General features: G+C 64.7%; 17 protein-coding genes and 1 pseudogene. 11 read left to right on the top strand and 7 right to left on the bottom strand.

The window, feature by feature from the left end:
• Nucleotides 1-114 precede the first annotated feature (114 nt).
• From V6584_RS07605 to V6584_RS07595, 3 genes are all read right to left on the bottom strand, one after another.
• Nucleotides 115-1,494 (bottom strand): chloride channel protein, encoded by a 1,380-nt coding sequence (locus V6584_RS07605; RefSeq protein WP_340486358.1) that lies wholly within the window; start codon nt 1,492-1,494, stop codon nt 115-117.
• Between the two features lie 48 nt (nt 1,495-1,542).
• On the bottom strand, nt 1,543-3,186 hold the full coding sequence (locus V6584_RS07600; protein ID WP_340470063.1) for an alpha-N-arabinofuranosidase: 1,644 nt from the start codon (nt 3,184-3,186) through the stop codon (nt 1,543-1,545).
• 188 nt (nt 3,187-3,374) lie between these two features.
• Nucleotides 3,375-5,909: a S9 family peptidase gene (locus V6584_RS07595; RefSeq protein WP_340470065.1), complete on the bottom strand. Its 2,535-nt coding sequence runs from the start codon at nt 5,907-5,909 to the stop codon at nt 3,375-3,377.
• 518 nt (nt 5,910-6,427) lie between these two features.
• Between V6584_RS07595 and V6584_RS07590 the strand changes: the two genes are divergently transcribed.
• The 7 genes from V6584_RS07590 to pknB are packed head-to-tail and all read left to right on the top strand — an operon-like array spanning nt 6,428 to nt 15,522.
• The gene (locus V6584_RS07590; RefSeq protein ID WP_340470067.1) at nt 6,428-7,135 is read left to right on the top strand and encodes an FhaA domain-containing protein; all 708 of its coding nucleotides are present in this window, start codon (nt 6,428-6,430) and stop codon (nt 7,133-7,135) included.
• 36 nt (nt 7,136-7,171) lie between these two features.
• Nucleotides 7,172-7,702: an FHA domain-containing protein FhaB/FipA gene (locus V6584_RS07585; RefSeq protein ID WP_340470120.1), complete on the top strand. Its 531-nt coding sequence runs from the start codon at nt 7,172-7,174 to the stop codon at nt 7,700-7,702.
• A gap of 6 nt (nt 7,703-7,708) precedes the next feature.
• Nucleotides 7,709-9,307: a PP2C family protein-serine/threonine phosphatase gene (locus tag V6584_RS07580; protein WP_340470068.1), complete on the top strand. Its 1,599-nt coding sequence runs from the start codon at nt 7,709-7,711 to the stop codon at nt 9,305-9,307.
• The gene (locus V6584_RS07575) at nt 9,304-10,860 is read left to right on the top strand and encodes an FtsW/RodA/SpoVE family cell cycle protein (protein ID WP_340470069.1); all 1,557 of its coding nucleotides are present in this window, start codon (nt 9,304-9,306) and stop codon (nt 10,858-10,860) included. The genes V6584_RS07580 and V6584_RS07575 overlap by 4 nt, the downstream gene beginning before the upstream one ends.
• Entirely contained in the window at nt 10,857-12,314 is a 1,458-nt protein-coding gene (locus V6584_RS07570; RefSeq protein WP_340470070.1) for a peptidoglycan D,D-transpeptidase FtsI family protein, read from the top strand. The genes V6584_RS07575 and V6584_RS07570 overlap by 4 nt, the downstream gene beginning before the upstream one ends.
• The gene (locus V6584_RS07565; protein WP_340470071.1) at nt 12,311-13,327 is read left to right on the top strand and encodes a serine/threonine-protein kinase; all 1,017 of its coding nucleotides are present in this window, start codon (nt 12,311-12,313) and stop codon (nt 13,325-13,327) included. Before V6584_RS07570 ends, V6584_RS07565 begins: the two co-directional genes overlap by 4 nt.
• Nucleotides 13,324-15,522 (top strand): Stk1 family PASTA domain-containing Ser/Thr kinase, encoded by a 2,199-nt coding sequence (gene pknB / locus V6584_RS07560; protein ID WP_340470072.1) that lies wholly within the window; start codon nt 13,324-13,326, stop codon nt 15,520-15,522. The genes V6584_RS07565 and pknB overlap by 4 nt, the downstream gene beginning before the upstream one ends.
• A 277-nt stretch (nt 15,523-15,799) precedes the next feature.
• Here the strand turns inward: pknB and V6584_RS07555 are convergent, their stop codons facing one another.
• Together V6584_RS07555 and V6584_RS07550 are read right to left on the bottom strand one after the other, a co-directional pair.
• Complete coding sequence (locus tag V6584_RS07555) at nt 15,800-16,942, bottom strand: class E sortase (protein WP_340470074.1); 1,143 nt, start codon at nt 16,940-16,942, stop codon at nt 15,800-15,802.
• The gene (locus V6584_RS07550) at nt 16,911-17,660 is read right to left on the bottom strand and encodes a DUF881 domain-containing protein (protein ID WP_340470076.1); all 750 of its coding nucleotides are present in this window, start codon (nt 17,658-17,660) and stop codon (nt 16,911-16,913) included. Before V6584_RS07550 ends, V6584_RS07555 begins: the two co-directional genes overlap by 32 nt.
• Nucleotides 17,661-17,918: 258 nt before the next feature.
• Between V6584_RS07550 and crgA the strand changes: the two genes are divergently transcribed.
• Nucleotides 17,919-18,422 carry a cell division protein CrgA gene (crgA, locus tag V6584_RS07545; protein WP_404802643.1) on the top strand — a complete coding sequence of 168 codons (504 nt, stop codon included), beginning with the start codon at nt 17,919-17,921 and terminating at the stop codon, nt 18,420-18,422.
• Nucleotides 18,423-18,869: 447 nt separating this feature from the next.
• On the opposite strand, the gene V6584_RS07540 is transcribed toward crgA, so the two are convergent.
• Nucleotides 18,870-19,661 (bottom strand): rhomboid family intramembrane serine protease, encoded by a 792-nt coding sequence (locus V6584_RS07540; RefSeq protein ID WP_340470077.1) that lies wholly within the window; start codon nt 19,659-19,661, stop codon nt 18,870-18,872.
• Nucleotides 19,662-19,865: 204 nt separating this feature from the next.
• On the opposite strand from V6584_RS07540, the gene V6584_RS07535 reads away from it, so the two are divergent.
• Both V6584_RS07535 and V6584_RS07530 read left to right on the top strand, forming a co-directional pair.
• The gene (locus tag V6584_RS07535; RefSeq protein ID WP_340470078.1) at nt 19,866-20,096 is read left to right on the top strand and encodes a hypothetical protein; all 231 of its coding nucleotides are present in this window, start codon (nt 19,866-19,868) and stop codon (nt 20,094-20,096) included.
• A 243-nt stretch (nt 20,097-20,339) separates the two neighbouring features.
• Nucleotides 20,340-20,774 (top strand): sterol carrier family protein, encoded by a 435-nt coding sequence (locus tag V6584_RS07530; RefSeq protein ID WP_340470079.1) that lies wholly within the window; start codon nt 20,340-20,342, stop codon nt 20,772-20,774.
• A gap of 328 nt (nt 20,775-21,102) precedes the next feature.
• Here V6584_RS07530 and V6584_RS07525 read toward each other — a convergent pair.
• Nucleotides 21,103-21,450 (bottom strand): annotated as a pseudogene (locus tag V6584_RS07525) (DUF3073 domain-containing protein); the annotation flags it as partial.
• Between the two features lie 172 nt (nt 21,451-21,622).
• Between V6584_RS07525 and trpS the strand changes: the two are divergent.
• Nucleotides 21,623-22,714 carry a tryptophan--tRNA ligase gene (gene trpS, locus V6584_RS07520; protein WP_340470080.1) on the top strand — a complete coding sequence of 364 codons (1,092 nt, stop codon included), beginning with the start codon at nt 21,623-21,625 and terminating at the stop codon, nt 22,712-22,714.
• Nucleotides 22,715-22,718: the final 4 nt, after the last annotated feature.

Genomic DNA, 22,718 nt, shown 5'->3' with positions numbered 1-22,718 from the left:
GCCCGGGGATTTCCACTGGCCCGAGTATAGCCAGACTCCCTTACCGTAACCCCGCCCTTTGCTCTTCGTGAAGCCTGCGCCGGACCAGGCGCGCCGGGCCCGGGCGGAAGCCCGTCAGCGCTCTGGCCGATCCGGCGAAGGCTCACGGCCATGGCCACAGACCAGGCCTGCGGCGACCGTCGCGGCCGCCACGGCCATGGTCATCGGCAGGGCGGCCGCGACCGGCAGACGGCAGACCTCCATGAGCATGAAGAGGGCCATGAGCGGGGCCTGCTGGGATGCGGCCAGGAGGGCGGCCGCCCCGACCACGGCACACTGCCAGACGGGCAGGTCCGGGACCAGGAGGTGTGCGACCAGGCCGATTGCGGCCCCCAGGGCGGAACCCAGGGCGATTGAAGGGGTCAGGGTACCTCCCGAAGCGCCGGTGCGGATGGTCAGGACGGTGAAGACGACCTTGATCATGGCGAAGACCAGGAGGAGGCCGATGGGGGCCAGGGCGGCCCGGAGGGAGGCGGCCGGGACCTGGTTGATGCCGGTCTGTGCCAGGACCCGCCCGTTGCCCATCACCTGGGGGGTCCACATGGCCACCAGACCGGTGAGCAGGCCGGTTCCGGTCAGTTGCCAGATGATGTTGGCATCGGTCGTCCGGTGGTCCTGGGCCCAGGAGGTGGCCCGGCGGAAGCCGGCCCCGGCCACCCCCATGACCAGGCCCAGGAGGAGGGCCGCCAGGGTGAACCAGGGGGAGAAGGATTCCCCTCCCACCGAGTAGTAGGCATCGAAGCCCTTGATGGACCCGCCCACCAGGGTGGCCAGGGAGGACATGGCGAGGTTGACGGCCACCACGGTCCCGTCCACCCGGCCCAGGAGGACCTCGATGCCGAAGAAGGTCCCGGTCAGTGGGGCCACATATATGCCGGCGAAACCGGCCCCGGCACTGGCGGCCACCAGGAGTGCCCGGTCGCCTTCCTCAAGGCCCAGCCTGCCGCGCAGACGGCCCCAGAGGCCGCCAAGCATGGCGCCCGCCTCCCTGGGGGCGACCTCGCGGCCGATCGACCCTCCGCAGGCCACAAGGAAAATCTGGGTGAGCACGTGCACCAGGGTGGGGCCCACCGGCATCCCCTGCCCCTTGACGGCCTGGGAGACCGAAGGGACCCGGCGGCAGTGGTTGCGCAGGAACCACCAGATAAGGGAGGCGGCCAGGGCGCCGAACACCACCGACAGGAAGCGTCTGATCGGGGCCACCGTGTAAGCCCCTGAAGCCCCCAGCTCCTCCTTGAATCCCAGCATGACCCACTGGGTCCAGTCGAAGAAACGGGCAAGGAGACCGGAGGAGGCGCCGACCGTGCAACCCAGGACGACGACGGACAGGACCAGGCCCCAGAACCTGGGCAGGGCGGAGGGGGCAGTCCCCCGGTCCTGAGGGCCGGATGGCACCCCCGTTGCACCCGTCCTGCCTGTCTTGCTCTCCGCCATGTCTGCCGACCGCCCTTTCACAGGCACCAATCTATCGGATGAGGGGAACCGCCTTGCGACCGCACCCCCTCAGCGGGAGAGCTCGATGGCCGCCCAGGATACGGGCGGGAGGTCGAAGGAGATGACCCCCCCTGTGCAGTCGACGTCGAAGGCGTGGGGGGCCACCCGGCCGGGCCGATCGGGGCCGTTGACCGCGTGGGGGTCGTCATCGTGCAGGAGGTGGGTGGCCACAACGTGCAGGGCGGCCTGGTTTCCGGCATCCTGCCCGCCCAGGTCGCGCAGGTCCAGGGTCACCCGGTGGCCGTCGGCCACATCACGGTTGACCGCCAGGACCAGGCCTGAGCCGGAGCCGACCTGCGGCCCTCCGTCGCAAGCCGCGGCACAGGGGTCCCCTTCCTGGGACCATTCCCCGCGCCCGGTCGGGTCCCAAGTGACCACGGCCTCGACCGCATCCACGGACCCGTAGGATTTGGTCTCCACCTGGGGTGCGTCCCCCTCCACCTGGGGCAGATAGACATCCCCCCTGGCATGGGCGGCGGCGATGGCGAAGGGGTAGAAGATGGTCTGCCGCCAGGCCGGCTGGCCCGGTTCGGCCATGATGGGTGCTATCACGTTGACCAGCTGGGCCCTGGAGGCGGACCTGACCCGGTCGCTGTGCTTGAGGAGGGTGATCATCAGTCCGCCCTCGACCACGGCATCGGCCGCGGTGTAGACCTCCTCCAGCTGGCGGGGGGCCTCGGGCCAGGGCTGGGTGTGCAGGCCGTTCGAGGAGGCCTTCCATTCGGTCTCCTGCTGGTTCCACTCCTCTGAGTTCCACACCCCCCACTCGTCGAAGGAGAGCATGATGTTCCGCCGGCCCTGGTTGGCGGCCCTGGCATCGTCGGCCGCCTCGACCACGGAGGTGATGAAGGTCTTCATATCCTCGTCACTGGCCATGAAGTCCTGCAGACCCTCCGACCGGTGCTCGTAGTAGTAGGCGTGGCAGGAGACGAAGTCCACGTGCTCGTAGGCCTTGCCCAGGACGGTCCGCTCCCACCGCCCGAAGGTGGGCATGTGGGCTGATGAGGAGCCGCAGGCCACCAGTTGCAGGCCCGGATCGGCCAGCTTCATGGCGTGGGCCGTGCGGTCGACGGCGGCGGCGTATTCCTCGGGGCTCATGTGGCCCACCTGCCAGGGGCCGTCCATTTCATTGCCGATGCACCACATGGCAACCCCCATGGGGTCGGGAATCCCGTTGGCCACACGCCGGTCCGCCAGCTCGGTGCCAGGGGCCCCGTTGACATACTCCAGTTCTTCCAGGGCCGACTTCATCCCCCGGGTGCCCATGTTGACCGCCAACATGATCTCCGTGCCGGCCTTGCGCGACCAACGGTAGAAGTCGTCGATGCCCATCTGGTTGGTCTCCGTGGCATGCCAGGCCAGGTCACGGCGGACCGGACGGTCCTGCCGGGGTCCCGTCCCGTCTTCCCAGTTGTAGCCGGAGACGAAGTTGCCACCCGGATAACGCACGCAGGTCACGCCCAGTTCCTTGACAAGGTCCAGCACATCCCGCCTGAAGCCGTCCTCGTCGGCGGCGGGATCCCCCGGCTCGTAGATGCCCCCGTAGACGCACCTGCCCAGGTGCTCGACGAATGAGCCGAACATCCTCCTGGGCACCTGTGCCACAGGTCGGACGCCTCTCAGACTCAAGGCCATACGTCCCTCTTCGCTCATGACAGTCTCCTCGCTCCCTCGCTTTTGCAGCGCTCATCTGTCGACACGCTGGTATCAACGATATCCGTCCGGGTACAACGTTGCAAACATGGTGGGCCCTTTCTCCCCCCTCAGCACCCGGACCCCTGCGGGACCGGAGGGTCAGACGGGGTCCGGGATGGGGCGGCGGAAGCGGAGGACCGAGCGGGTCAGCGGCGACGGATCCCCAAGGCCTTGTAGAGGAAGTCCCGTTGGAGTATGAGAAGGTTCTCGGCCACCGTCTCGTCGTTTGTCATGTGGGTTATCCCCGTCAGCGGGAGGACCGTGTGATCCCGCCCGGAGGCCATAAGGGCCTGGGAGAGACGGAGGGTGTTGGCCACGGAGACGTTGTCATCCGCAAAGCCGTGGATCAGCATGAGCGGACGGCGGAGGTTGGGGGCGTCATCGATCAGGCTGTTGCGGCGGTATACGGAGGGGTTCAGACCCAGATACCTCTCCGTGTAATGGGTGTCATAGAGGGTCCAGTCCGTGGGCGGGGCCCCCGCGCAGGCGGCATGGATGTGTTCCGGGGCGCGCAGGACGGCCAGCGCCGACAGGAAGCCGCCATAGGACCATCCCATGATGGCCACATGATCCAGGTCGGCCTCAGGCGCGAAATCCGGCAGGGCGGCCAGGGCTTCCAGCTGGTCATCCAAGGTCACCTGGGCCATGTCTTCGAAAATGGCCCTCCCCCAGGCCGGGCCCCTACCCGGGGTGCCCCGGCCATCTACCGTCAGGACCAGGAAGCCCTGGTCGGCCCACCACTGGGACTCCCAGTACAGGGCCTGGTTGAACACCACCTGCTGGGAACCGGGGCCCCCGTAGGGCCTCAGGAGGACGGGCAGGCGGTCGGCCTGGGCGTACGGGCTGGAATCGGAGGGGTGGACGATGGCGGCGAAGAGGCCGTGGGACCCCATCCTGACGAAGTCCACGTTGGGGGTGAAACCGGGGTCGACGGAGTGGTCGGCCAGGGCGGCCCCCCACCCCCCGCTGCTGTTGACGTGACCGGAATCGACCGAACCGCGATCCTTGGACTGCCTGGTGTCATGTTGGACGGCCGCACGGGTGGGGTCCGAGGCATAGGCCGGCTGGGTTCCGCCGGCATCCGCCGCGCCATTTGCCGGGGCGCGTCCATCCCCCCCGCGGCCGGAGGAGAGGTAGGCCGAATCCACCAGGCCCAGACCGTCGGCACCCAGGCGGTCCAGGTCTCCATCGGCTCCCATATAGCAGTGCTTGATCTGACCGTGGGAGGAGGCCATGGTCCGGTTGGTGACCACGATGCCGTGCCCTGCCCGGGAGGCCGTCCAGACCCCGGGCAGGCGGTTGAGCACGTGGATGGAACCGTCATAGCCCAGCCGCATCAGGTCGAAGCTGCGCGGATCGGTGGACACCACCGCCAGAACGTCGTCTGCGCCGACCGACAGGACCGTCCTGATCTGGCAACCTGCGGGAGAGAAGAGGCGGCCGTCTATCCGCAGACGGGTGGTGTCGGTCTCCCCGTCGATGAAGGCGTCGACCAGCCCCCCGTCAGGCCGGTAGGCGGGCAGACCTTCGATCAGGTCCAGCCACTTCTCGTCCTCATGCCCACCCAGAACCTGCGTCGGAAGGCTGTCAAGCACCTCCGGGTCCAGGGGGAAGGGTCCCAGGTCCCCACCGCCGATCCTGCCGGAGAAGACGGCCGTCCCGGTATCCACCGAAAGCATCCGGTCCTCGTTCTGCCGGCGGTTCTGGACCAGGAGGAGGGGCTGGCGGCCCCGCTGCCAACGGACCACTGCCAGGTATTCGAAGGCCTGACGGTCCCAGTCCACCTCGCAGGCCCCGTTCACGTAGCCATCGGCGTCCAGAGCGGCCAGCGTCAGGCCCACCCTGGCATTGACCGTCAGGGCCTTGGGGTATCGCCTGGTCTGCGGGGGGTTCTGGGGGTTGGCAGGGTCGCTGATGTACCAGATGGGCTCATCGGACTCGTCCGAGTGCTCCACCAGGAGGGCATCGGAGTCCGGTGACCACCAGAAGCCCTCGTAACGGTCCATCTCCTCTGCGGCCGCGAACTCGGCCAGGCCCAGCTGCACATCCTCTCCGGCACCCTCTTTGAGGGACAGGATGGGATACTCCCCGTCCTGCCCGGCCTGCCCGCCGATGGTCACCAGGACCATCATCCGGCCGGTGGTGTAGGCCACCTTGGACCCGTCGGGCGAGATGGTCGGATTGAGGATGGAAAGGTCCGCATAGTGACGGCTCCCGTCTGCCTCCATCCTGCCCAGGGGGCGGGTGGAAGCCGAGAGGCCGTCCTGCGCGATCTGGGTCAGCCACAGGAGGCCGCCCACGGTGAAGACCACCCGGTCGCCGGCCTCATCCACGCTGTAGGAGACGATTCCCTCTCCCCCCTCACGGGAGCGCTCCCGTCTGGCCAGCTCTTCGGCCGGCACCTCCTCCTCGTCGGCATCGGCGAGAAGGGTGCGGGGATCCGCCAGGAGAACCTCATGGTGGCGACCCTGATCATCGAAGGAGGACAGCCAGAGACTGGTCACCAGGTCTTCAGGCCCGTCAGACCGCAGGAAGAGGGCCCGCGACCCGTCGCCCACGGCCTGGGCGGAACGGGGAGCCCCAAGGGTGAACCGGAGGGTCCTGGCCTTCAGGCGGGGAAAATCGGCGATCGCCGAGGCCTGGTCGGGACCGGCCTCTTCCGAAGTCAACTGTTCATCCATGCTTCTCTCCTACGAAACGCGTCCGGCGCGACCCTGTCGACCGCGCACATGTCATATGAACCGATGATAGGCAGGCGCTTGCCCAAAGCAGGCAGGACAGGACCCCGGGCCGGCGGGTGGAGAGCCCATCCGAAGACCCCGGCGGGACGCGGCCGGCGGGGTCCTGCCAGCAACTGACTGCACCCTGCCCGGGACCCGCGCGGTCGACCGGGCCGCTTCGGGCAGGGGCATACGGTCAGGGACGGCGGCCGGCTACCCGCCCTCTTTCAGCTGGGGGCCCAATGGCTTTCGCCGGCAGGTATCGTCCTGCTATGCTGTCGTCCTCGTTGCGGGTCCGGATTGCCTGCCGTGCCCGTTGGTTCACCGATCTCCTCCGGCCGGGTTGCTGGCGCGGCGACAACAGGGACTATACTGGGAAAAGTTCCGCGTCATTGAAGAAATTGAAAGCATCCTGCAGCCGTACGCCCTCTTCTCGGGCCTTAACGTAAGATGGAGGGGTTAAATGGAAAGGGATGACTATGAGCGTTCTCGATCGATTTGAGAAGAGCGTCGAAGGTGCGGTGAACGGCGTCTTCTCGAAGTTCGGCTCCAAGGACTTACAGCCCGTTGATCTGTCAAGTGCCCTTGAGCGCGAGATCGACGCACAGGCCATGCCCGTCGGCCGCGACCGGACCGTGGCTCCCAACGAGTACCGCTTCAAGCTCTCGACGCCCGACTTCGACCGCATAGAACAGTGGGGCTCCGAGGCCCTGGCCAACGAGCTGGCAGACAACCTCACCAAGTACGCCGAAAGCCAGCACTACGCCTTTGTGGGACCGGTCGTCGTCATATTCGAAGAGGACCTTGATCTGAGCAAGGGCGACTTCCGCCTGAGCGCCGAGTCCGTCCAGGGCAACGCGGCACCTGTTACCACCCCCGAGGAATCCAAGGACTGCCCGGTTCTGGAGATCAACGGCCGTCAGTACCTCCTGACCGCGCCCAAGACCATCATCGGCCGCGGGTCCTCCTGCGACATCGTCATCGACGACCCGGGGATCTCCCGCCGCCACCTCCAGATCGAGATCACCGACAAGGGCGTGGTCGCACGCGACCTGGGTTCCACCAACGGCACCTATGTGGAGGGTCATCAGGTGCCGGCCGCCACCCTTCTGGACGGCAATACCATCACCATCGGCCGCACCCGCATCCTCTACTGGGCTTCGTCGCAGGAGCAGGACCAGGACTAGCCCAGGCCTTGACGTAAGGTCGAAACCACCATGCAACTGACCGAGCTGACATTCGCCATCCTCAAATATGGATTCCTGGCCCTCCTGTGGGTCTTCGTATGGCTGGCCGTTCGGTCCCTGCGCAAAGACATCGAGACATTCAGCCCCAAACCCTCCCATTCCCGCCGGCGCCGTGAACGCGCCGCACGCAGGGCCCTCCCCCAGACGGCAGTGCCCACCACGGGCGTCCGGGGCGACCCGTCGGCAACCGCCGGCCGGTCGGCCGGGCCGGAAGGCCCGACCCTCCTCGTCGTCATCGACGGGCCTCTGGCGGGTTCATCGGTCCCACTCGGGGACCAGCCGATCACCTTGGGACGGTCCGCCTCCAACATGATGGTCCTGGATGACGAGTTCGTCTCCTCACACCACGCCCGCGTCTACCGGGATCCGGCCTCCGGGCGGTGGGCCATCGAGGACCTGGGGTCCACCAACGGCACGGTCGTGAACGGTCAACGCATCACGACGCCCACCCTCCTGCCTGCAGAGGTGCCTGTACGCATCGGCGCCACGACCTTCGAGCTGAGGTAGGCGCTGATGACGGAAACCCGCACATCGAACAAGCTCTTCCTCTACTCCACGGCCGTCTCCGACATCGGCTACGTGCGCAGCAACAACCAGGACTCCGCCTTCGCCGGCGAACGCCTGGTGGCCATGTGCGACGGGATGGGCGGTCATGCCGGCGGCGACACAGCCTCGACCATAGCCATACGCTCCCTGGCTCATATAGAACGGGACGACAGCAGCGACGACGTACAGGCCCTGGCCAAGATGATGGAGACCTCCGTCATAGCAGCCCACGACGCCATCGTCGGCAAGGCAAAGAGGGAACGCCGCCTGTCAGGCATGGGCACCACGGTGACCGCCGTCGCCCTGGCCGGGGAATCCTGGGTCCTGGCCCACATCGGCGACTCCCGTGCCTACCTCCTGCGCGACGGCAAACTGACCAGGATGACCCAGGACCACAGCTATGTGCAGCACCTGATCAACACCGGACGCATCAGTCCGGCAGAAGCCCGCAACCACCCCCAGCGCAACGTGGTCATGAGGGTCCTTGGAGACTTCGACATCGACCCCCGTCCCGACATCTCCATCAGCAAGGCCAAGCCCGCCGACAGGTGGATGATCTGTTCGGACGGCCTGTGCGGGGTGCTGGAGGACTCCACCATCGGTGACATGCTCAACTCCGTATCCGACCAGGAGGAGTGTGCACAGGAGCTGGTGACCATGGCCCTGAAGGCCGGCAGCACCGACAACGTGACCGTGGTCATAGCCGATGCCACCCTGGCCCTGGATGCAGATGCCTTCGAGGTGCCCCACCAGACCCCCTTGGTGGGCGGGGCGGCCAGTTCCAACCTTGAAGCCATCGCAGACATCGTGGATGAGCCGGTGGCGGCCGCTCCCAAATTGCGTGACGAGAGAAGCGAGTCACCGGCCAAGCGGGCTGCGGCCCTGGCCCAACAGCCTGACGATGACGAGGGCGGGACCGACCAGGCCCGCCTGGCGCAGCCCTCCTCCACCCGCGAGGAGACCGGCGAGCGCAAGGTGCCCGACACCGGCGAGATTCCCGTTGTCCGCAAGAAGGACGGGTCCGCTTCGGCCGACCCATATGACCCCGACGTGGCCCACGCCATCCGCCAGGAGCAGTTGGAGCAACGGCGGCAGGGCCGGTCCCGCAGGCGCCACATACGGATAATGGTCGCCTCCGCTGTCATCCTGGTCCTGGCGGCCGTGGCCGCCGCCGTCACCGGGGCCTATCTGTGGAGCCAGAACCAGTACTATCTGGGCAACGACGAGGGCCAGGTGGCCATATACAAGGGTGTGCCCACCAAGGCCTTCGACCTGCCCCTTTCCCACCCGGTGAAGAAGACCGGCATCAGCGTGGAATCCCTCCCGCAGTCCTGGCAGGACCAGCTCAAGGACGGCATCACCGTCTCCTCCATGGAGGATGCCGAGGAGCATGCCGACCTGATCGGCAGGGAGGCCAGGAACCTGAAGAAGACAGACAAGGGCAAGGACGGCAAAAACAAGGAGGGCAAGGACGGTTCCGCCTCGTCCTCCGCCGACCCGGCGACCCCGTCCGATTCGGGCTCCCCGAGCGGGCATGGGTCTCAGGATGGACAGCATACGTCATGATCTTCACAAGACTGCGGCGCATCTTCCTCCTCCTCTTCTCCCTGCTCATAGGTTTCATCTGTTTCTTCCAGATGTTCGAGAGGACGTCCGGGTCCATACCCGCCAACTACGCCCTCATGCTGGGGGTCGCTGCCGGCCTCTTCATAGGTCTGTGGGCCCTCCTGGAAATCTTCCAGCCCTACGGGAGCCAGGCCATCCTGCCCAGTACGGTGGTCCTCAGCTCCATAGGCATCACCCTGATAACCCGGATCGACCTGCACTACGCCAAGGCCGGCAGGCCGACCAGGGTGGGCCTCAACCAGTTGATCTGGCTCTGTCTGGCCCTGGTCCTGTGCGCCATCCTGGTGGTGGCCGTCCGGGATTACAGGATCCTGCGGAGGTTCTCCTATGTGAGCATGGTGGTTGGCCTGGCCCTCCTCCTTTCGCCCATGGTCCCCGGCCTGGGCCGGGAGATCGGGGGGGCCCGCATCTGGATCGGGTTCGGATCCCACACCCTGCAGCCCGGCGAGTTCGCCAAGCTCTTCCTGGCCTTCTTCTTCGCCGCCTACCTTTTCGACCACCGCGACCAGCTGGCCGTTGGGGGCAAGAAGGTCCTCGGCCTGCGCCTGCCCAGAATCAAGGACCTGGGCCCCATCATCATCGTCTGGCTCATATCGTTGGGGGTCTTGGTGGTCCAGCACGACCTGGGCACCTCCCTCATGTACTTCGCCATGTTCGTATCCATGCTCTATGTGGCCACGGGCCGCACGGGCTGGATCGCCATCGGGGCCGTCTTCTTCGTGGCCGGTGCCGCCCTGGCGACCGTGGTCTTCCCCCACGTGGGGGCCAGGGTGGATGCCTGGCTCCACCCCTTCAGCGACGCCCAGTACAACAAGGCCTTCGGGGGGTCCGGCCAGCTGGTCAGGGGCATCTTCGGACTGGCCGCCGGGGGGATGACCGGCACCGGCCTGGGCAAGGGACACCCCTGGATCACACAGCTGGCAAACTCCGACTTCATATACTCCTCCATCGGTGAAGAACTGGGCCTGTCCGGCCTCCTGGTCGTCCTGGCCCTCTATCTGATCATCGTGGCCTCGGGCATGATCACCGCCATGAAGATCAAGGACGGGTTCGGCAAGCTCCTGGCTTCGGGCCTGGTCTTCACCATGGCCTTCCAGGTCTTCACGGTGGTGGGCGGCATCACCCTGGTCATCCCCCTGACCGGACTGACCATGCCCTACATGGCGGCCGGAGGGTCCAGCCTGATAGCCAACTATCTGCTGGCCATACTTCTGATCATCATCTCCAACGCAGCCAACAAGCCGGACCCCGAGGTCTCCTCCGACACCTTCAAATACGAGGCCCTGGCCGTCCTGCGGCAGCATGAACTCGAAAGCGGCGACGGCGAGGACCGTGAGGACGGCAACCGGCCGCGTGTTTCCGCTTCGGACGGACGCAGGGGCCAGCCGTCACCCGAGGAGTCGACAGCCTCGACCCAGCCCTTCGCCGTCACGGCCGCCCCGGATTCCGAGACCCGGCCCGTGGGCCGCACAGTCAAGGGAGGAGCCAGATGAACAAGGCACTACGCCAGCTTTTCAACGCAGTCATCATCCTCTTCGTCATCCTGGGCCTGTCCAGCACCTTGATCATGGCGGTGAGGGCCAACGCGCTGAATGCCGACCCGCGCAACTCGCGGGCGCTGTACAACGAGTACTCGGCCCCCAGGGGAGCCATCCTGGCGGCTGACGGCACGGTCATGGCCCAGTCCGACCCGGTCAACGACTCCTTCCAGTATCAGCGCAAATACCCCAACGGAGCCCTCTATGCACCGGTCACCGGCTACTTCTCCATCAACAACGCCATGACCAATCTGGAATCCTCGCGCAACAGGCTCCTCAGCGGCCGTTCCGACATACAGTGGGTCGACCGGTTCAAGGCCCTCTTCACCGGCACCCAGAACAAGGGGGCCTCCATCGAGACCTCGATCAATCCCCACCTCCAGGAAATCGCCTACAAGGCACTGGACAAGCGCTCCGGGGCCGTCGTGGCCTACGAGGTGAACACGGGCAGGATCCTGGCCATGGTCAGCACCCCCTCATACGACCCCAACTCCCTGGCCAAGCACGACGGAGACGCCGCCGGCAAGGCCTTCACCGACCTGTCCAGCAGGCCGGACAACCCCATGCTCAACCGGGCCGTCTCCGAGCTCTACCCACCCGGGTCCACCTTCAAGCTGGTGGTGGCCGCAGCCGCCCTGGAATCGGGGCATTACCAGGCGGACAGCAGCCTGCCCGCCGGTGCCTCCTACACCCTGCCCGGAACCAACCATCAGCTGACCAATGCCACATACCAGGGCAACGGGTCCGACGGTAAAATCAGCATGACCGATGCCATTGCCTTCTCCTCGAACACGGCTTTCGCCCAGCTGGGTGTGGCCCTGGGCGACAAGGCCATATCCGAACAGGCGGCCAAGCTGGGCTACGGGTCGTCCATCACCCTGGACGGCACCACAAATACAGGCACACCCCTGAAGTCGGTGGCATCCAAATTCCCCACCGACGTGACCCCCGACCGGCTGGCCCTGGCCTCGATCGGTCAGGGGGACACCCTGACCACCCCCCTGGAAGCGGCCATGACGGCGGCCGCCGTCGCCAACGGCGGTCGGCTGATGAAACCGACCCTGGTCGACAAGGTCCGCTCCAGCGACTTGAGCATCATCAGCGAGACGACACCGGCCGTATACTCACAGGCGTTTTCGTCGCAGACCGCCAAGGCCCTGACGGAAATGATGAAGGCGGTGGTGACCAAGGACTCCCCCGCCCTCCAGATACCGGGCGTGCAGGTGGCCGCCAAGACCGGAACGGCGCAGCTGGGCGACAAGCGCCTGCATGACGGTTGGACGGTCGGCTTCGCCCCTGCGGACAACCCCAAGGTGGCCGTCGCCGTCGTCACTTACGGGGTCACCGGGTACGGGGTTGACACGGCCGGCCCGATCATGAAGAGTGTGTTGCAGGAGGCCTTGAAATGAAGCTGGTCCAAGGGCAGCTCATCCACAGACGGTACCGGCTGGACCGTCGCCTGGCCCAAGGGGGCATGGGCGAGGTCTGGAAGGGCTACGACATAGAACTCGAGCGCGTGGTGGCCATCAAGGCCCTGCGCGGCGATCTGGGCAACGAGGAGTCACGCCTCATGCGCCTGCGGGCCGAAGCCCATAATTCGGCCAATCTGGCCCACCCGAACATCGCCGCCCTCTTCGAGTATTACGAACACGACGGCATCGGCTTCCTGATCATGGAGTATGTGCCCAGCGAGTCACTGGCCGACCTGTACCGGGAGAAGGGGGCCATGAATCCGACGGAGCTCCTCCCCATACTCATACAGACGGCCAGGGGGCTTTACGTGGCCCACTCGCACGGGGTGATACACCGTGATGTGAAGCCGGCCAACATCATGGTCTCCGACACGGGCGAGGTCAAAATCACCGACTTCGGGGTCTCATACTCCACCAACCAGGGGCAGATAACCCAGGATGGGATGGTGGTGGGCACCGCCCAGTACATATCTCCCGAACAGGCCCAGGGGCTGACGGCCACCCCGCAATCCGACATCTACTCCCTTGGCGTGGTGGCCTACGAGGGCCTGTGTGGGCACCGCCCCTTCACCGGAGCCACCCCGGTCGACATCGCGGCCGCCCACGTCAACGACCCCGTGCCACCCCTGCCGGAGACCGTGGACACCCAGCTGAGAAGCTTCGTCATGTCCATGCTCTCCAAGGATCCGCGGGACAGGCCGGCCAACGCCCTGGTGGTCTCCCACACCTTGGCAAAGATAGAGGAAAGGCTGCTGGACCAGCAGATCAGGCAGGCCGTCCCCCTGAAACCCGGAGGCCCCCGGCCCAGGCAGGTCGTCAGCCGGCCTCACGCGGCAAAACGCATCTTGCACCTACCATGGGAGCAGAACGGTATGGAAGAAAAGACGACATTCACCGGTCGGGGAACCGACGCGGGCCTTCTGACGACAAACGGAGGGAACACCCTATGAGCATCACATTGCCGGCTTCTCTGGCAGGCGGACGATACCAGCTGGGCCCACTGATCGGCAAGGGGGGCATGGCCGAGGTCCACACGGCCCTCGACACCCGCCTGGGACGGACCGTGGCCGTCAAGATCATGCGCTCCGACCTGACCAATGACGAGATATTCCTGTCCCGCTTCCGCCGGGAGGCGCACTCGGTCGCCCAGCTGAACAACCCCAACATCGTCTCCATCTACGACTCCGGCGAAGAGATACTGACCGACGAGCACGGCAACAAGGAACGGGTGCCCTACCTGGTCATGGAGTACGTCAAGGGGCAGACCCTTCGGGCCATCCTCAAGGAGAACGGCGCCCTCAGCCAGAGGGACACCGAGCAGGTCATGCTGGGCGTCCTGAACGCCCTGGAGTACTCCCACCACATGGGAATCATCCACCGTGACATCAAACCCGGCAACATCATGATCTCCGAGCAGGGCATCGTCAAGGTGATGGACTTCGGCATCGCCAGGGCCCTGGACGACTCGGCCGCCACGATGACCCAGTCCCAGGGTGTCGTAGGCACCGCCCAGTACCTGAGCCCGGAACAGGCCAGGGGGGAGACCGTCGACCTGCGCTCCGACCTCTATTCGGCCGGCTGCGTCCTCTATGAGATGCTGACCGGGCGCCCTCCCTTCAACGGTGATTCCGCGGTCGCCATAGCCTACCAGCATGTGTCCGAGGTGGCCACGCCCCCATCGGCCATCGTGCCTGGACTGCCGACCATGTGGGATTCGATCTGCGCCAAGGCCATGGCCAAGGACAGGCAGAACCGCTACGCCACGGCCGCCGAGTTCAAGAACGACATCGTGGCCTTCATGAACGGCGGGACCCCGGTGGCGGCCGCCTTCAACCCCCTGAGTGACCTGTCCAACATGCGGGCCCGGAAGGACGCCGAGCAGGAGGCCGCCACGGTCCCCGTGCCGACGGCAGCCACCCAGGCCTTCAACCCCATAGACGATGCGGTGGCCCAGACCCAGACGGCATCCATCGCCCCGGTCGCCACCCAGGCCGCAGACGGGACCGGCCGCGCCGCACGGGCCGCACAGGCCCGCCACCGGAAGAAGGTCATCTACGGCTGGGTCATCAGCGTGATTGTCCTGGCGGCCCTCATCGCGGCCGGAGTGGCCTGGGCCATGACCCACAAGGGGCCCGAAATGGCCACGGTGCCCACCATCACATCCCAGATGTCCAAGGTGCTGGCCGAAGAGAAAATCAAGGCGGCCGGCTTCACCTACGAGGAGAAGGAGGACACCGATTCCGCCGAAGCCAAGGGGACCTTCACCAAGCAGAGCCCCAAGGGAGGCACCCAGGCGAAGAAGGGGTCGACTGTGACCGTCTGGTTCTCGGCAGGTCCCAAACAGGTGGCCGTGCCGGACGTGAAGGGGAAGGACCAGGAGGAGGCGCGCTCCGCCCTCGAAAACGCCGGGTTCAAGGTGAGCTCGTCGGCCACGGTGGAAGACAGCGCCAGCGTCCCCAAGGACAAGGTGACCAGGACCGATCCCGCAGGAGGCACATCCCAGGCCAAGGGAACCAGCATCCTCCTGTACATATCGTCTGGCATGACCAAGGTCCCGGATCTGTCCGGCAAGACCAAGGACGAAGCCCTTAAGGCCCTCCAACAGGACCAGAAGTTCTCCGTGACCATCCAGGAGGAGTTGTCCGACACGGTCCCCAAAGACAGCGTCATAAGAACCGATCCGGCAGCGGGCGCCGCCGTCCAGCAGGGGTCCATGATCACCGTGACGATATCCAACGGCATGGGGATGAAGGACGTGACGAACCTGACGCTGAAAAAGGCCAAGGAGAATCTCAACCAACTTGGCATCACCAAGATCGACATTGACGGTCCTAAGGCAGACGACGCAATTGTAATCCGTCAGACCCCGCCCGTGAACACGCCGATTGACAAGAACACAGATACGGTGACTCTGACCACAGAGTTGCGTGTCCCTGCTTTCACCCCTGGTAAGACCACTCTGGGCGAGTACAAGTCCCGCCTGAGCAATCTCGGCATCGCCACCATCACCGTGCAGGGCCCGAACAATGACAATGCGATTGTGGCAGCGGTGAATCCGCCCGGCGGGGCCAAAATCACCGGGGATGCCAGGGTGACCGTCACCACCCAGGATCCGTCCTCAGGAAGCGGCGGACCAAGCGACTGATTCTCCGCCCGGTCCGGCCCGGTGCCTGCCCTGCCGGGAGAAGGCCCCTTCCGGGCATGGACCGGGCCGGAACCCGACCGGTATCGCTGGATGCCCGCTTACCACCACTGACGTGCGGGTAAAGAGAGGGCGGGTCCGTATCCGCTTCCCAAGATTCAGAAGGCGACCGATGGAAAACTCCTGAGTGCCTTCACCTTCCCCTGCAATGGAAGGGCTGGGCAGCCCCTATCGGTTTTCCCGTGCAGACCCCACCATCCGGTTCGGGAGTCCCTCCTTCTCAGAAGGCCACGTAGTTGGACATCTCCTGTAGGATCGGGACGTTGCTGGCCAACCAGGGGAAGCCCCACTGGAAGAGGGCGCAGACGGCCATAAGGACCAGGAGGAGCATGAGGAGCCACCGTACGGGGGCTATGCCGGACTGGTGCCGAATCAGCCACCCGTAGATGCTGGCATAGGGACGGGGCCGACGGCCGGACTTGATCTCCCTGAGGACCGGATAGCGCCAGGCCAGGAGGGCCGACAGGTAGATGATGATGTAGGCGGCAGCGAGAATCAGAATCACCGGCTGGAGGGAGCTGAGACGGGCCAGGGACCTGTCGTCCGACTTCCCGCTGAAGACCACCCCAGCCGTCTTGCCGCCGGCCAGTTCCTTGGGCACCCCGTCCGAAACCTTGGCCCAGTAGTCGAACTCCCCCCAGCTGATCCACCGATGGGTGGCCGTGGTGTACCTGGGCTCGCAGGTGGTCAGGGTAATCATCCTCTTGGTGGCCGCCTCAGTCGGGTTCTCAGGGTTAGGGGCCACGACATCCGTCTGTTCAGGCAGGACGATCTTGTACTTCGTGTAGTGGTAGACGTACCAGTAGTCCTTTGTGCGCAGGACTATGGCATCGCCTGCCTGGAACTCGTCGACATGGGCCAACGGCTCCCCGTAGCCGGACCTGTGCCCGGCTATGCCCACATTGCCCAGCTCCCCCGGCATCTGGGTGGTCGGGTAGTGCCCCAGACCGGCATTGGCCAGCTGGGCGGCATCGGTCCCCTCGACGACGTTGCGCTGCCAGAGGGACCCGAACCGGGGGATGTAAATCTGTCCGATCAGGTCGCCCGTCTTGGCCTTGCCGGGCTGGACGGGGGGATTGCCCTTCTGGGGCTGAGCGATCTTGTCGCCCCCGCCAGAGGGCCTGCTCCAGGAGGAAGCCTGCCTGGCTTCCAGCTGGCTGTGCTCTGCCTGGATGCCTGTCCACCACAGCTGCCATACGACATACAGGGCGCAGATGACGGCCAAGGTCATGAATACCTCGCCTATGATGCCCACTGCCGAGGCCAGTGCTCCGGAACGTTTGTCGGCCCTTGCTCGACGCTGGCTCACCTGTCCCCCTTCGATCCGGTTTTCATCGCCCTGCTTTCCCGTCGACCCTGGCATACTGCAGGGGTTGCAACATGGCTGTGGTTTCGGGGAATCGGAGACTGTCCAAGCGCTCGACCTTCCAGCCCAGCCCCACGCTGTTCACGTACTCCTTGTATATCCTGATGGCGGGGGATTCGTCCAGGGCATCACTCATGCCGTTGACCGGCCCTATTGCTGAGATTGTATACGGTGGCGAATACTTCCGGCCATGCAGGAGAAGGACATTCCCCACGCACCTGACCGCCGTGGTCGGCAGGACCCTCTGGTCCTGTATCTGCATGGATTCGGCCCCTCCCGCCCACAGTGCGTTGACGACGCTCTCGACGTCCTGCTGGTGGATCACGTAGTCGTTGATGTTGGCGTTGGAACCGTCCTGACCCACCTTCTGCTGCCAGAGGGGGGAATCATTGAGGGTGACCTTCAGACCCGGACCCTCGACCGCCTTGAGCACGGTGCCCGCCCCGGGATCTTCGGTGTCAGACGTGTCCTTGTCACCGGTCAGATTCTTCAGGGCGTTGATCTGGGAGCTCATGTCGGTGATTTCGCCCCGCAGCTCCGACACCTTTTTCCCGCGCTCTTCAAGCAGGCCGGCGGTGTCGGAGGTGACGGTGACCGTCCTGTTCACACGTATGTTGACGACGAGGATGTAACCCACCAGGGCCAGGATGACGGCCACGGCCAGGGTGCCCCACAGGGATTTGCGGGCCCCGTGCCTGGTGGTCCTCTTGGCCATGATTCCCCCTGTCCATCGTCTCATCATCGAATGCCCGCCTGATGAGATATTATTACGTTCGAGTGTAACCGTTACTATGTCTTAGTAGACCTACTGAAGGAGAATATTCTCATGGCAGAGCACGAAGTCCATGACGATGACGAGACCGAGGACGGTGAACTCATCGACGCTGAGCGTGAGGCCCCCAAGTCCGGGGAGGATGCCGCAGACAAGGCCGACACCAAGGACGGGGCCGACACCAAGGACGGGGCCGACACGGTGGCCAAGACCGACACCGGCAAGGACGAGAAGTCCGGCTCAGGTTCCGGTGAGGGCGACGATTCCGGTGAGGGCGACGATTCCGCAGAGAAGCCCAAGGGCCGCTCCGACGGTTCCAGCCGGAAGAAGACCTCGGACGACGCAGACGACCCGGACGATTTCGATGCCGAGGAGTACGGCATTTCGATGGACAAGGTTCAGGCCGTGCTCAACCAGAACATCGACAAGAAACACATGACCCCGCAGATGCGCCGCCTGGCCCAGCGTCAAGAGGAAAACACCAAGCGGGTCGAAGACACCATCAAGAGCACCAAGGCCAACCCCCGCTGGTTCGTCCCCCTCTTCGTCACCCTCATGCTGATCGGCCTCATCTGGATCGTCGTCTATTACATCGCCTCCACCCGGGGCAACGTCTATCCCATCCCCAATATCGGCAATTGGAACCTGCTCATCGGTTTCGGCATCCTCCTGGTCGGTTTCCTGATGACCATGGGCTGGCACTGAGTTTCATCCCGCGGGGCCGTTCAGACCGGCTGTGACCGGCTGTGTCCCGCCACGACCTTAAAGGCCGCCCGGCCCTGCTCCCCCAAGGGAGCGGTCCGGGCGGCCTTTTCATACCCACTGGCATCGTTCCCTCCGGTGGATTCCTGGCCATCCGTCGCGTGGGACCGACAGCACAGCCGAGCTTCATGCTGCTTCTTCAAGCTCCCTCATTCCGGACTTATCCACATTTTGTCCTTCCCATCAACCGCAGGTCCGGGAAAGCGGAGTAATGCCTACTCTCGATTGGCTTCTCAAAGAACTTTTCCACAGGATGTGCGGGTTTATGCACTTGATATGCCCGGTTACGCGCAGCTTATCCACATGCTTATAAACACTGGTGGATAAGTTACACGCATGTGATTCACACACCCCCGCATGAACCTGGGGCACGCCCGCCGCCGGATGATGTCAGATGATCATGCCTGCCAGGGCGTTCACGCCGGTCCTGTATGCAAGGAAGACGGCCACAAGGAGGAGGAGGCAGTCCAGGAGGGCCGCGGCGCAGGTTCTTGCGGCCATGCTCTTGGTGGCCAACCAACGGGGCTGGTGGAGGATGAAGATGATCATGAGGCCGCCGAAGACGAACCCTCCGATATGACTCTGCCAGGCGATCCCGGGAGAGAAGAAGGGTACGAGGAAGTTGATCACCATCCAGATGACCAATGACTGTATGTCCATGCCGACCTGGCGGTATATGAGGAGAAGGGCCGCAAAGAGTCCGAAGAGGGCGCCGGAAGCCCCCACGGCCGTGGTGATCCACCCCTCCGGGACGAAGGCCGCATAAATCATGAGTCCGGCTCCGCCGCCCACCCCGCTGATCAGATAGAAGGCCAGAAACTCCCAGTGCCCCATGGCCTTCTCGAGGACGGGGCCGATGACCCACAGGGTAATCATGTTGCAGATGATATGGGCCGGATTATTGACGTGGAGGAAGGTGGATGTGATGAACATCCAGGGCTTGTTCACAGCCAGCATCGGGTTGAAGGCCAGGTTGTAACTGATGAAGGCGGTGCTCTCCTGGGGGACCAACCAGTAGGCGACGATCTGGACCAGCCAGGCGGCCACACAGATGATGGTGATGACGGTAGTCACGATGGGAGAGTCCTGCCGCCACCGCTGGCGGAACCTGTACATCCACATCTCAACCCTGCCTGCGGCCGAGCTGCCATCCAGCCGATTCCTGTTCTGCCTGTTGCCCATGGCCTCCATCCTATAGCAGGCCCACCCGCTGGGACGGGGCCGGACCCGGGCAGGCCGATGTGTGAGGCGGGCATCCGCACCCGTCTTGTGCCGGTTCCGTGACCTCGAAGCGTTTTTCCTCGTAACCGTCTGAATATCCGTTAGGATGTTTATGTGTCGGCTGTCTGTAGATAAGCCGACGTACCTACGTCGAAAGGAGTCGACATGGAGAATAAATCTTCTAACGGCTGGAAGTTCTTTGCCCTGCTGTTCGGCACGCTGCTGGCCGGCGTTGTCGCTCTGTTCGTTTACAAGCAGCAGAACCCCGATTATGACCCCTGGGAGGAGCCCTGGGAAAACAGCTCTTCTCCCGTGGATCTGGGACTGCCCGAGGAGAACGGCGATGAAACCGAGGAATCCGGCACATCAGCCACACCGGAGGCTGCACAGGCCTGAACTGTCCTGTCGGGGACGGGAGTCTGGCGTAGTGGCCATGTGAGCGACCGTAAGGATGTGGTCCTTGTTCACAGCCATGAACGCGAGCAGACTCCCGTTTTTCATACCCTCTTGAGCACTTGAATCCAGGCCGCACCTCCACCCCTGGACCTCGCGTCATGGCCGTCGTACCCTGCGTGTGGATCGGCACCGCCAACCCGCCCCTGATTGCACAGGTGCCCCATCCGCCTGCACAATGGGGGTATGAGTGCGATACGGGAACAGGATGTGGAAGAGGGGCGTCGCGACTTTCTGACCTGGCGCGACAAGGCCAAGCAGGCTGTTGAAGGGATCGCCGCAGGAGGCGGGGACGACCTGGAGGCCCGCCTGGCCATCAATCCGAAGGTCACGAGGCGGGAGCAAGCCATGGCCGTCCGCTACTCCCTCCACATGTTGGAAATCAAGGCGCCAGGACCAGGCGTGGAGGTCAGGGTGGCCCCTTGGGGGGCGGTGAAGATCCTTGAAGGTCCGGCATCAGACCCTCATAACCTGACCCCACCTGACGTGATCGAGTTGGAGCCGGACATGTGGCTGAGGATGGCCGCCGGCGTCACCACCTGGCAGGAGGAAAAGGCCGCCGGCCACATCAGCGCGGTGGGTGAGCGCGACGACCTGCACGACCTTCTGCCCCTGGTCTGACGGCATCCCCTGCTGGGACATCAGGTCGGCCGGTCTTCGGTCACGACCTGCCCGCGCCGCCTGTCTTCTTGGCCTTGGCCGAGGTCGATTTACCGGCGGCTTTCTTGGCCGCCGCCTTGCCCCCTGTCGTCTTGGCCGCACCCGGAGTGGCAGCAGAAGTCCTGGCTGCCGTCTTCTTGACAGAAGACCGGGTCACCTCGTCCTTGCCTCCATCGGACTTGGCCGGGCCTGCCTTCGCACCAGCGGTCTTCGCTCCGGCGGTCTTTGAGGTCAAGGCCTTGGCGGAGGCCGCCACGGCAGCCAGCGGCGACGGGGCCACATGCCGGCCCTTCAGGGCGCTGGGTACGGGGATGGGGATCTTCTTGCGCGGCTTGACGGCCGGCATCTCGCCTGACGTGGCCTTGGCAGCGGCCTCAGCCGCCCAGCGGGCATATTCGTCCAGGTCGTCATCATTGGTCTTCGTCCCGGCTGCAGACTCCCGCTCCCCGCCGTCCTTCCGGCTGTGGCTGGGATGGCCGTACTCTTCTTCGACCACTGTGAAGGGGTCCTGCTGACCCTCACCAGGCTCCTTGCCGCGTAACTCCTTGGCAAGTTCGTCATAGTCAGTCTCAGTTGTCAGATATTTGAGCTTACGGGCTATTTTCGTCTGCTTAGCCTTCTGACGTCCGCGGCCCATCCGACCCCCTTCGCCAGTCACAGTGCTCTTAGGCAACACGAATGTAAATTTGCATCATTTATGAGACTACCACCAGGACGCCTTGTCTACTCGGACTTTTACCATAAAAGCAATTTAGTGATGTCATTTCAGCCGCGGTGCGGGATCAATGGGATTGAATGAGGGCGGACCAATGCAGGACGACGAACAGCTGACGGCAGTCGGCAACGAGATCAGCGAAAGTTTCAAGGCGGCCCAGAAGCGCTCTGACGCCGTGCTTGAAAAACTGACCAAGAACCCCGACCAGTACACCATGCTGACCGGCGACCGACCCACCGGCCGCCTCCACCTGGGGCACTACTTCGGGTCCATCCGCGAGCGGGTTCAGATGCAGGACCGGGGCGTGCACACCAACATCATCATCGCCGACTACCAGGTGATCACCGACCGCGACACGACCGAGCACATCAGCGACAACGTGCTCAACATGGTCCTGGACTACATGGCGGCCGGCATCGACCCCGAGCGGACCATGATCTTCACCCACTCGGCCACGCCCGCCGAGAACCAGCTCATGCTCCCCTTCCTCTCCCTGGTGACCGAGGCCGAGCTCCATCGCAACCCCACGGTCAAGTCCGAGATGGAGGCCAGCGGCCATGCCCTGACGGGCCTCCTCCTGACCTACCCCGTCCACCAGGCCTGCGACATCCTCTTCTGCAAGGCCAACGTGGTCCCGATCGGCAAGGACAACCTCCCCCATGTGGAGCTGACCCGGACCATCGCCAGGCGGTTCAACGAGCGGTACGGGTCCAAGGGCCCGGTCTTCCCCGAACCGGCCGCCATCCTCTCGGATGCCCCCGAAATCCCCGGCCTGGACGGACGCAAGATGAGCAAGTCCTACGGGAACTCGATCATGCTTGGGGCCAGCGCCGAGGAGACCGCCAAGCTGATCAAGAAGTCGCCCACCGACTCCGAACGCAGGATCACCTTCGACCCTGTGGCCCGTCCCCAGGTCTCCGCCCTTCTGACCACGGCCAGTCTGGTCACCGGCCGCAGCCCGGAGGAAATCGCAGAGGAAATCGGCGATGCCGGGGCCGGGGCACTCAAGAAGTATGTGACCGCCTCCGTCAACGAGTTCCTGGCCCCCCACCGCGAGCGCCGCGCCGAACTGGCCAAGGACATGGACTACATCCACGACATCCTGGCCGAGGGCAACAAGAGGGCCGAGCGGATAGCCGAAGAGACCCTGGACCAGGTCCGCGAGGCCATGGGGATGGTTTACTGAACCC

Origin of the sequence: Bifidobacterium favimelis, from assembly GCF_037963085.1 — a bacterium.
Taxonomy (GTDB): domain Bacteria; phylum Actinomycetota; class Actinomycetes; order Actinomycetales; family Bifidobacteriaceae; genus Bombiscardovia; species Bombiscardovia favimelis.
This window is presented reverse-complemented; position numbering and strand designations above follow the sequence as displayed.

Excerpts from the sequence above, each read along its gene's own strand:
- V6584_RS07600 (WP_340470063.1), bottom strand. The coding sequence starts at position 3,186 with ATGAGCGAAGAGGGACGTATGGCCTTGAGTCTGAGAGGCGTCCGACCT.
- V6584_RS07595 (WP_340470065.1), bottom strand. The coding sequence starts at position 5,909 with ATGGATGAACAGTTGACTTCGGAAGAGGCCGGTCCCGACCAGGCCTCG.
- V6584_RS07590 (WP_340470067.1), top strand. The coding sequence starts at position 6,428 with ATGAGCGTTCTCGATCGATTTGAGAAGAGCGTCGAAGGTGCGGTGAAC.
- V6584_RS07580 (WP_340470068.1), top strand. The coding sequence starts at position 7,709 with ATGACGGAAACCCGCACATCGAACAAGCTCTTCCTCTACTCCACGGCC.
- V6584_RS07575 (WP_340470069.1), top strand. The coding sequence starts at position 9,304 with ATGATCTTCACAAGACTGCGGCGCATCTTCCTCCTCCTCTTCTCCCTG.
- V6584_RS07570 (WP_340470070.1), top strand. The coding sequence starts at position 10,857 with ATGAACAAGGCACTACGCCAGCTTTTCAACGCAGTCATCATCCTCTTC.
- V6584_RS07565 (WP_340470071.1), top strand. The coding sequence starts at position 12,311 with ATGAAGCTGGTCCAAGGGCAGCTCATCCACAGACGGTACCGGCTGGAC.
- pknB (WP_340470072.1), top strand. The coding sequence starts at position 13,324 with ATGAGCATCACATTGCCGGCTTCTCTGGCAGGCGGACGATACCAGCTG.
- V6584_RS07555 (WP_340470074.1), bottom strand. The coding sequence starts at position 16,942 with ATGCCAGGGTCGACGGGAAAGCAGGGCGATGAAAACCGGATCGAAGGG.
- V6584_RS07550 (WP_340470076.1), bottom strand. The coding sequence starts at position 17,660 with ATGGCCAAGAGGACCACCAGGCACGGGGCCCGCAAATCCCTGTGGGGC.
- V6584_RS07540 (WP_340470077.1), bottom strand. The coding sequence starts at position 19,661 with ATGGGCAACAGGCAGAACAGGAATCGGCTGGATGGCAGCTCGGCCGCA.
- V6584_RS07535 (WP_340470078.1), top strand. The coding sequence starts at position 19,866 with ATGGAGAATAAATCTTCTAACGGCTGGAAGTTCTTTGCCCTGCTGTTC.
- V6584_RS07530 (WP_340470079.1), top strand. The coding sequence starts at position 20,340 with ATGAGTGCGATACGGGAACAGGATGTGGAAGAGGGGCGTCGCGACTTT.
- trpS (WP_340470080.1), top strand. The coding sequence starts at position 21,623 with ATGCAGGACGACGAACAGCTGACGGCAGTCGGCAACGAGATCAGCGAA.